Annotated in this window: 8 protein-coding genes; all 8 read right to left on the bottom strand. The window is 41.7% G+C overall.

The window, feature by feature from the left end:
* Positions 1–396: 396 nt before the first annotated feature.
* Positions 397–1,581, bottom strand: coding sequence for a S1C family serine protease (locus IEV18_RS10220; protein ID WP_188392283.1), 1,185 nt, complete (start codon positions 1,579–1,581; stop codon positions 397–399).
* An 80-nt stretch (positions 1,582–1,661) separates the two neighbouring features.
* The gene (locus tag IEV18_RS10215) at positions 1,662–2,441 is read right to left on the bottom strand and encodes an MBL fold metallo-hydrolase (RefSeq protein WP_188392282.1); all 780 of its coding nucleotides are present in this window, start codon (positions 2,439–2,441) and stop codon (positions 1,662–1,664) included.
* A gap of 19 nt (positions 2,442–2,460) precedes the next feature.
* Positions 2,461–3,375 carry a two-component system regulatory protein YycI gene (locus IEV18_RS10210; protein WP_188392281.1) on the bottom strand — a complete coding sequence of 305 codons (915 nt, stop codon included), beginning with the start codon at positions 3,373–3,375 and terminating at the stop codon, positions 2,461–2,463.
* Positions 3,376–3,377: 2 nt separating this feature from the next.
* Positions 3,378–4,673, bottom strand: coding sequence for a YycH family regulatory protein (locus tag IEV18_RS10205; RefSeq protein WP_188392280.1), 1,296 nt, complete (start codon positions 4,671–4,673; stop codon positions 3,378–3,380).
* On the bottom strand, positions 4,670–6,508 hold the full coding sequence (gene walK, locus IEV18_RS10200) for a cell wall metabolism sensor histidine kinase WalK (protein WP_188392279.1): 1,839 nt from the start codon (positions 6,506–6,508) through the stop codon (positions 4,670–4,672). The genes IEV18_RS10205 and walK overlap by 4 nt, the downstream gene beginning before the upstream one ends.
* 6 nt (positions 6,509–6,514) lie before the next feature.
* The gene (gene yycF / locus IEV18_RS10195; protein WP_188392278.1) at positions 6,515–7,216 is read right to left on the bottom strand and encodes a response regulator YycF; all 702 of its coding nucleotides are present in this window, start codon (positions 7,214–7,216) and stop codon (positions 6,515–6,517) included.
* A gap of 155 nt (positions 7,217–7,371) precedes the next feature.
* Entirely contained in the window at positions 7,372–8,844 is a 1,473-nt protein-coding gene (locus IEV18_RS10190) for a M23 family metallopeptidase (protein ID WP_229733625.1), read from the bottom strand.
* Positions 8,845–9,060: 216 nt separating this feature from the next.
* Positions 9,061–10,350: an adenylosuccinate synthase gene (locus IEV18_RS10185; protein WP_188392277.1), complete on the bottom strand. Its 1,290-nt coding sequence runs from the start codon at positions 10,348–10,350 to the stop codon at positions 9,061–9,063.
* Between the last annotated feature and the right edge of the window lie 133 nt (positions 10,351–10,483).

The following is a 10,483-nucleotide window of genomic DNA, read 5'->3' as shown; positions in this document are numbered from 1 at the left end:
TTTGTGTTGGTAAAAATAAACTTTTTCCACACAGAAATATAAATTCAAGTTTCTTCGATTAAAAAATACGAATGGATTGAAGGTATAACAAAGAAAATCGGTAAACTTAAATTATTTTATTGCTGCTTCTTTGGAGACATAGCCTGGTTAAACACAATTCACCTATCTAATCTGTGGATAAACGGTGGAAAACCTGTCATTTCTTCCACATATTAGGGGGTTATGCACAAAATTATCCACATACGCACAATTAGGCCTATATATTTCGTGAGCGAACATTTTTTCTATACTACATCTTGTGGGTTATCTACAATTTTGTCCACAAGCTGTGTATAATTTTTATAGGTTTTGGGGATAAAAAAACTCTCCCATCTGCTCTTTTGGGAGAGTTCATTGCTAATATTGGGTGCTTAACGTAATGACAGCTTCCTGTTTTTCCCCATTCCGGTAATAAACAAGGGTAATTTTATCCCCAATTTCCTTTTCCTGATAAAGAATTTTTCGCAAATCAATCATATTCATAACTGGCTTTCCATCCACTTCAGTAATGACGTCAAGCCGCTGGATTCCTGCAGCATCTGCCGGTGAGCGCGGGTCCACACTCCAAACATAGACACCGCCCTCAATCTCATCAGGCAGCCTTAACGTGTTTTTCCACTCGGCCTGCGGTATTTCGTCGAGGGAATAGATTTCCACTCCGATGTACGGCCGGGTAATACGTCCATGCTCTTCCAATTCCTCCATAATCGGCAGCGCATAATCAATTGGAATGGAAAACCCGATGCCTTCCACTGCTTCCTGGTTGATTTTCATCGAGTTGATGCCAATTAATTGGCCGTAAATATTAATTAGCGCGCCGCCGCTGTTGCCCGGATTAATCGCCGCATCTGTCTGAATGACTTCCGCTTGCCAATCCGCCCGTCCGTCCTGATCGAAATCTTGGGGAATTGTTCTTTCGGTGCCGCTAATCACCCCTTGCGTTACCGTGCTGGAAAACATATGACCAAGCGGGTTGCCAATCGCGATGGCCGGCTCGCCGACTTTTACTGTTCCGGAGGACCCGATGTCAATCACCTTTTCCACTACATCGGCATCCATGACCAATACAGCTAAATCAGAAAACAAGTCACTTCCGACCAGTTCGGCAGGAACGGCTTTTCCATCGTAAAGCACAACCTCGATCATGTCGGCACCCGCGACGACGTGATGATTCGTCACGACATACGCTCTGTTCCCGTCCACTTTATAAATGACGCCTGAACCGGTCCCGGCTTCCATGCCGTCCTGTTCCCGGAAATCAAAAGCCTGCTGAATATTGGTCACTCCAACAACGGCGGGAGTTACCTCTTCTACCACTTCGGTTATTTGCGTCGACACGTCGACTTGCACCGATGTATTGACAATGTTGGAGTCCCTCTCAAAATTTGGGTGGAATGGTTCCGAGTTTCTGGAAGAATTAGCCTGCTGAAAGGCCGGTATGACTTCCATAACTAAAATGACACCGAAAACAACACCTAACAATAACGGAAAAAGCCAGCGGTACTTCTTTTTTCTTGTATCATCCGTTCGATAATATCCCAATGTCCTTTCCCCTTACAATAAAAATTTCTATAACTTAAGTATCCCATATGCAAGAGGAAAATATTCTGAAAACTAGTAAATTAGCCAACTTCATATAGCGGGGTCGGTTCTTCCGGATCGGTATCGTGCAAATCCATGACTATTCCCCGCTCCCGCAAAATGTTATCCACCGACATCCGGGCAAGGTCCTTCATATTATTGTCGAGGCTTAAATGAGCTAAATAAACCCGCTTTGTATTATTGTCAATTACTTCGGATAAAGCCAGCCCGCAATCCTCATTGGATACGTGGCCGGAATCTCCTAATATTCTCCGTTTTACATTCCACGGATAGCGCCCCATTCGGAGCATTTCCACATCGTGATTCGCTTCAAAAATATACGCATCGGCAGCTTCCACCGTTTTTTTAATCCGCTCGCTGACATAGCCTAAATCTGTTACTAACGCTACTTTTTTGCCTTCGTGATGAAAAACGTAAAACATCGGTTCTGCCGCATCATGGGAAACGCCAAAAGACTCCACGTCTAAATCCCCAAAGGTTTTTACCTCACCCATTCGGAAAATAAATTTCTGATCTGCAGAAATTTTCCCGATTTGGCCATCCATTGCCTTCCATGTTTTTTCATTCGCATAGATTGGCAGCTGATATTTCCTTGCAAAAATGCCCAATCCTTTTATATGATCGCTATGTTCATGGGTCACTAAAATCCCCGTTAAATCTTTCGGATTTCGGTCAATTTTTGCAAATAGCTGGTCTAGTTTTTTTCCGCTTAAGCCGGCATCTACCAGCAGTCTTTCCTTCTCAGACTCAATGTAGAAAGCATTTCCTGTACTCCCCGATGCTAATACACTAAAACGCAATTGGTTTCTCTCCTCATTGTCAATTATCTTTCTCTATCTTATTGCTTAATAATGTTAAGAAAATTTGTTTCCACTTATTTTCGTCATCCAGCATTTCTGCCTGCTTCATCGTTTCTTCGATGACAGTTTGCAAAAATTTCCTATCATCAATCGGAAAAGTAAACCCTTCAATTGCATTGACGAAATAATTTCGTTCGTCATTAATTGTTACTTTCCACGTAGGTGCCAGTACTTGTTTTCCATCTTCGGCAATTAACCGGGAGTAAAAGCCGACACTTACATTTGTCACTTCTTCATTCGGCTGCAAGTCATTTCTATTATACAGCACTTCAATTGCTTGAATCGGCTGAATCAGAGGTTTCATTCCTCCCTGTTCCTTTTCCTCACCCAGCATCGTTTGGGTAGAAAATATCATTTCTTGCCGGTCGTTCAAATATATCAACAGCAGTCCGTTCTGATTATAATATACCGGGCGCCCGCCCTTTTGTTGGAAAAATACAAGAATATTTAAGTCCTTGTTCCATCCCCAAAATGTATATTCGTCGATTGCTACAACCCGGTTCCTTAATAGCTGTTTCAGCATATCTTCATTCGGCTGATCAGGAATTGGAATCGGTTCTTCGAATCGGGAAATGAGAAATGTGCCATTTACGATACTTACATTTTCTCCTTCCGGCTCAGCTAATTCGACTATTTCTTCATTGGCAAAACTTTTCGATGAAAGGGATATATAAGTTTCCTCCGCTGCTTCTTCGATATTTTTTTCGGAAATGGTAATGTTTTCAGCTTTTAACCGTTCTTCAATCGTAGCCTCCTGATTCGTTAAAATCCCCAAGTCTGCTTCTTGCTGTTTTTCCATAATTTGTGCCGCCAAATAAATATTTAAAGTGAGGAAACTGAGGATAAACAGCATTTTTATATGACCCCACCGCATCCTCAATCCCCTCCCTTCAGATAGTCCGCTTCATTCTGATTTACTTCAACCATGTTTCCGCCGACGTTGGCAAACCAGCTGGGGGAAAGAACAATGATTCGCTCATCACTTTCATAACTTAAACGATAGCCAATTTGTATATCTAAAATATCATCTGCAAAATCATTTGGGAGATTTTGTACGTAATTAATCACTTCGAGAGATGCCGGCAAATCTACGGTTGTTTCGTCTAACGGGTCGCTTAGGCGGAATAGCGGGCGATGATACTCGATGAGCCGCTGATTATTCCATTTTTGTTCCAACGTCGTCAAATCCCGGGAACTAAAAACAGGATACCCGTTATAGTTAAGCTGGTAAATGATCCGGTTTTGGGATTCCTTAATATCCAGCAATGAATAGTCATCCGTCCATCCTTTATGATCATTAACATGGTCTAAACTGAAATTGAGCAGGTCATTTGCGGTCATCCATGTCATCTCTTCAGCAACAGGACTGACATATTCCATTTTACTGCCGTCCTGATAGACTCTGAGCTGACTGTTATCAGTAAAAAACAGCTGCCCTAAATTGGAGGAAGAAGATTGATTAACGACAGACGGATCGGAAAATAACACTTGAATTAACTTGTCCGGTCTAATCGTCGTATATCTCGTTGTAATTCTTGGCAGGCTTACCTGATCTTTCGGCAAATATATTTGCAAATCTTCATCGGGATATAAAATATATTCATTAAAGTCTTCCCTGGAAAAATAATTTTCCACCAGTTTCATATAATTTAGATTTTGGAAGGTGCCGACAGCTACGTTTCGCCCGTCAATGGATGGAAATTCTACGGTTAACAGGTTATCCTCTTCATTTTGCAGAATTTGCATTCTCTGAAAAGACCATGTCGGAAAATCCAAATCCTGGTTTTGGAAATCAAAAAAATTTGTAACGAGCTGCATATTTAACGGATTAGGGAAAATAACCTCCAATAGTTTCTTTCCCTCTGTTTCTTCTTCTTTTGGACCGAAGGCAAAGTCGGAAATTTCCCAGCTTATCATTTCGTTATATAATTTTTCTTGCTCCTTCGGATCCTTTAACGCATAAAATTTCCCATCATCATGGAAAATAATTTTCCGCGGCTGGATTAATTGCTGTTTTGTCTTTTCTATTCCATCGATATCTACTTCCGGTATAATTTCCTCAGGAATCACTTCACTATAACTTGGCTGATAGCTCCATAATTTAAAGGATAAATATAAACTAATGGCGATTAATACACAGAGAACAATCGTTTTTACAGTTTCTGAATTCATCTTGTTTCCCTCCGCTTGCGACTGATCAGCGGAAGTGTAAAGAGAATGGTAGTCCCTTTACCTTCTTTGCTTCGAGCCCATATTTTCCCATGGTGTGCTTCCACCAGTTCCTTCGTAATAGCAAGCCCTAAACCGGTACCGCCAAGTTTTCTTGATCGTGCTTTATCAGCGCGATAGAAACGTTCAAAAATTTTCTCCAGCTTATCATAGGCAATGCCAATCCCTTGGTCTTGGACACTAATTACAAGGAAATTCCGCTTCTTCTCCACTTTCAAGCGGATAATTCCGCCTTCCGGTGAGTATTTCACCGCGTTGGATATAATATTGTCCAGCACTTGGGTCATTTTATCCTTATCAATCCATACAATATATTTGTTTTTAGGAATCTCCCGAATGAAGGTAATATGTTCCGGCTTGTTCATTTCCAGCCGGTCAATAACCTGATGGAAAAAGGAAATAAAATCAACTTGCTCCCGATTTAACGGATATTCATCCGCATCCATTTTTGACAGCTGCAGCAAATCGTTCACCATGCGGATCATCCGGTCAGTTTCATTTTGGGCTACACTTAAAAACCGCGGTGCAATATCCTTATCTTGCCAAGCTCCGTCTGTGAGCGCTTCAATATAGCTTTTCATCGTTGTTAACGGAGTCCGCAATTCATGGGACACGTTGGAAACAAATTCCCGGCGTTCCTGTTCGACTTTTTCTTGCTCTGTCACATCACTAATGACCGTAATAAAACCGGTTATTTCTTCTTCATCATCGGAGACAGTAGAAAAGTTCGCCCGAATTAAGAAAGGCTCGTTCGTATTTTCGCTAAAGTCAATAATCATCGAACCGCTGTCGTGCAGTTCACTAATATCTACTACTTTCCCTTCCAGCTGCAGCACATCGAGCAAATACTCGCCAATCAGTTCATCCGGGTTTTTTCCGATGAGCCGGCCCGCTGCATCGTTCATGAGCGTAATCGCTCCGCTCGTATCGGTAGCAATCACCCCGTCAGACATATTGGTGAGGACCGAACTTAACTTTTTTCGCTCTTCTTCAATTGTGGCATAGGAATGTTTCAAGCGGATATTCAAATTATTAAAAGTTTCGGCGAGCTGGCCAATTTCATCTTTGCCATAAACGTTTACCTTTTGGTTAAAATCACCATTGGCCATCTTTTGCGCCTGTTTCCGCATTTCCACAATCGGCTTTGTAATCGACCGGGCGACTAATACTCCAAGAAAAATGGAGACACTGATGGCCAATACAGAGCCTTGCAGAAAGATTTCACTAATATCTTGCAGCTGATCATAGACGACTTGGATCGATGCTTTCACATAGATGACACCGACGACGATTTCTTCATCATTCATGATCGGCCGGGCCTGTATATATACCCGTTCTTCTGTCTCCTGATCAAAAAACATATCGTCTTTAAACGTATTGAATAAAAGGGCATTTTCGATCGTATCGTTCGTCGTTTTCTTCCCGATATCCCCCTGGTAATTCGGGTCATTCGTTCCTAATATTCTTCCCTGATGGTTAATTACCTGTATGCTCGTTGACCCGACATTGGTGCTAATATCTTCAATGATTTGCTGCACTTCAGCTTGCAAAGACATTTCATCCGCATCTTCATTCCGTTCCTTTTCAAATGCTTGCTCCAGATTATAGCTTAATAGCTGCATCCTTTCCTCAATGGAACTTTTAAAGTTCGTTAAGAGGCGATCTTCCAATTCTTTAATAAAGAAGGCACCAATCACCTGCATCGCGAGGACAAGCAATAAAATATAAATGATGATAAACTTCAGCTGAATGGAACGGAAAAAACCTACTTTATTCATGTATCATTACTCCTGATTTGGGTTCCGCAAATAATAGCCAACTCCCCGCCGGGTAACAATCCAAACTGGATTGCTAGGATTTTCCTCAATTTTCTCCCGGAGCCGTCTTACCGTAACATCGACGGTTCGGACGTCGCCAAAGTAGTCATAGCCCCATACCGTTTCTAACAAATGCTCCCTTGTCATTACTTGTCCAATATGGCGGGCCAAGTAATGGAGCAGTTCGAATTCTCGATGGGTTAATTCAATTTGCACACCGTCCCGGGAGACGACATAAGCGTCCGGATGAATCGTTAAGTTTCCTATAGTAATATCTTTCGATTCTTTTTGTGTATCTTCAGGAATATTCAGCCGGCGCAAGTTTGCTTTCACCCGGGCAATCAGCTCCCGGTTGGAGAAAGGCTTCGTAACATAATCATCGGCTCCAAGTTCCAGACCGAGCACTTTATCAATCTCCGTATCTTTTGCCGTCAGCATAATAATTGGCATCGTTTGTGTTTTTCTTATTTCCCGCAATACTTCATTTCCATCTTTCCCAGGAAGCATAATATCTAACAAAATTAAATCCGGTTTTTCGTTTGTAGCCAGTTTAATGGCTTCGTCTCCATCATAGGCACAAATTACTTCATAACCTTCTTTTTCCAAGTTGAATTTCAATATATCTGCAATCGGCTGTTCATCATCGACGACTAAAATTTTGTGACCCATCGTATCACATCCTTTTATATGCTTTTTATTATTTTAACGCAAATTCGATTTTCTGTCTTTAGTTCCTTCCCTCAAGTTTATTCTGAAAATAGCGCTTTTTCTAATCTAAGAAAAAAGACCAACTCGATATGAGTTAGTCTGTCTCTATGTGTTTATTATAAATAATCAAGCGGATTTTGTAAGGCCCCATTTTTGTATAATTCAAAATGGAGATGGATTCCTGTGGAATTCCCGGTGGAGCCCATGATGCCGATCACTTTTCCTTTTTCTACCGTCTGCCCGACGGATACGCTAATTGAGGAAAGGTGGGCATACACTGTCTTCATCCCATTATTGTGATTAATGATAATTTTATTCCCATATCCTCCGTTATCATAGCCGGCAAACTCTACTACTCCGTTGTCAGCAGCGAGAATATTGCGATTTGCCGGACGGGCAATGTCGATGCCTTTATGCATGCTGCCCCAGCGATAGCCGACGTGGCTGGAAATATATCCGCCGACAGTTGGCCAATGTAATTCTCCTGTACCGCGGGATGGAATTACTTTCGTGCCTTTAATGACAATTTCCTTTACCGGCTCTTTCGTAATTTCCTCTTGCAGCACTTCTTTCCCGGCTGTTTTTCCGTTAACCGTTTCTATCAAGTACTGTACTTCTTTTTTGCCGTGCTTCCCTTTTTGTTTTACCTTTTGTTCGCCTTTATATAATTCATCCGATTCAATAATTTCCGTTTCGTAAGGGATTTTCTCCTCTTTTAAAGACTGTTCTTTTACAACAACTTCAACAAATGGCTCATAGTCTGTTACATTGATTTCCTGGCCGATTTGCAGCAGCGAATCTTCAGTAAGGGATGGGTTTAAATCTAGTAATTTTTCCATAGACAAGTCATATTTGGCAGCGATTTCCCCGAGAACTTCCCCTTCTTCCACAGTATGGATTTTCTCTGTTAACGATCCTTTTTCTAAAAGGGAAATTCCTTGATCGATCGTGAGCACTTCTTTAGGATCTGCTTTTTTCTTTGTCATGCGGACTTGTTCTGTAAAATCCACGTCAATAACGGCCGTTTCTCCAATCTCTAAATTTCGGATTTCGGCGGGTTTCCAGCTCGTATTCCTTTTATCTCTTTTTTCGCTTTGCACCTTTTTCAATATATTTTTATCCACGTATTTTTCCTGATACTTTTCTAACAGGCGTTCGATTGTTTGTTCATCTTTAAAGTAGCCGACATGTTGATCATTGACTATTAATGCTGCCGCGTTTGCCGCGATCGTCAGTTTTTCTTCTAGCAAACTAGCAACTTGTTCATTCTCATATGTAGGTTCAAACGTTTTTTCCGAAACATATGTGATATTTTCCTCAACGGTTAGGGAAAGATCGGCAAAGTCGTTTTGTGCTTCCGCAATTTTTCTTTCAATTACCTTTTCCACGACCTCTGCATCATCTACTTTTCCTGCGTACTCGCCGTCTATATATACGTGATACATCGTTTCTAGTTTATTCGCTTCATCCGCAAAAACAGGGAATTGAATGAAACTAAACAATAGAGCCATGAACGGGAAAATTACCATGGTCCGTTTTATTCCTGTCATCCTTTGATGCGATGGATGAGCTGATACAAATTGTTTCATTTTCGTTCTCCTTATTTCTTCTTACCTATTTTCTTTCTCTTGTTAATGTAACATAGGTAATTTGGACAAGGAACCTTTGTTAACAACTTGTAAAGAAACTGTATTATTGTTTCCATTTTTTTACATAACCTGCTATAGTACAACAACTTGTTTTATCATTCTGCATTTTTCGCACAAAAAAACGACAGCAAATGACTGCTGCCGTTCTCGTTCTATTTAAGGACGATAGACATTTTGGACTACATTCGTTTGGGTCCGATCTGGTCCGACGGAAAAAATCGATAGCGGAATACCGGTTAATTGGGAAATCCGCTCCAAGTAGTGCCGGGCATTGGCAGGAAGTTCATCCAAACTTTTCACGTTTGTAATATCTTCCGTCCATCCTGGCATTTCTTCGTACACTGGTTCACATTGGGCCAGCACTTTTAAACTGGCTGGAAATTCCTTAATTAATTCTCCCTTATAACGATAGGCAACGCAAATTTTTAGCGTTTCGATTCCGGTTAGCACGTCAAGGGAGTTTAACGATAAATCAGTAATTCCGCTGACACGGCGGGCATGGCGGACGACGACACTGTCAAACCATCCAACGCGGCGCGGCCTTCCCGTTGTCGTTCCGTATTCCCTTCCCACTTCTCGAATTTGGTCGCCAATTTCATTATGGAGTTCTGTCGGAAATGGCCCATCTCCGACCCGGGTTGTGTATGCCTTCGACACCCCGACAACGTGCTTAATTTTCGTCGGTCCGACTCCGGACCCGATCGTAACACCGCCGGCAATCGGATTGGACGATGTAACAAAAGGGTAAGTGCCCTGGTCGATGTCAAGCATTACTCCTTGGGCTCCTTCAAACAGCACACGGCGACCCTCATCGAGCGCATCATTCAGTACAACCGATGTATCGCATACATACGGCGCCATTTTTTGGCCATATTCGTAATACTCGTCCAAAATATCCTCCACTGCCATCGGCTCAACTTCATATACTTTTTTAAACAGGCGATTTTTTTCTTTTAAATTGTTTTCCAGCTTTTCGCGGAATACTTCCTTATCTAATAAATCTGCAACGCGGATGCCAACCCGGGCAGCTTTATCCATATATGCAGGCCCGATTCCTTTTCTCGTCGTTCCAATTTTATTGGCACCTTTTTCCTCTTCCTGCAGCACATCCAATTGGAGATGATACGGAAGGATGACGTGGGCCCGATTGCTGACACGCAAGTTTTCTGTGCTGACTCCATGTTCATGCAAATAAGCCACTTCTTCTACAAAAGCTTTCGGATCAATGACCATCCCGTTTCCTAATACGCAAATTTTTTCTTTATAAAAGATGCCGGACGGGATTAAATGGAGCTTATATGTAACACCGTCAAATTTTATCGTATGACCGGCATTATTTCCGCCTTGATAACGGGCAACGACTTCAGCATTCTGGGAAAGAAAGTCGGTAATTTTCCCCTTGCCTTCATCGCCCCACTGGGTACCTACAACGACTACCGAGGACATAGCGCACCTCCACGATTTCATATAATATGTTTTTTCATTCATACAATTGTAAGTTTATCAGTATTATAAAGGTTAGTCAATCTGAAATACGAACATTTTATTGGATATTCCTCTTTATTGTTCGGTCTTAACA

The sequence above is a fragment of the Compostibacillus humi genome, from assembly GCF_014637175.1.
Lineage (GTDB): Bacteria > Bacillota > Bacilli > Bacillales > Amphibacillaceae > Oceanobacillus > Oceanobacillus humi.
Note: the sequence above shows the minus strand (reverse complement) of the source record. Positions and strands in the feature narration are given on the sequence as shown.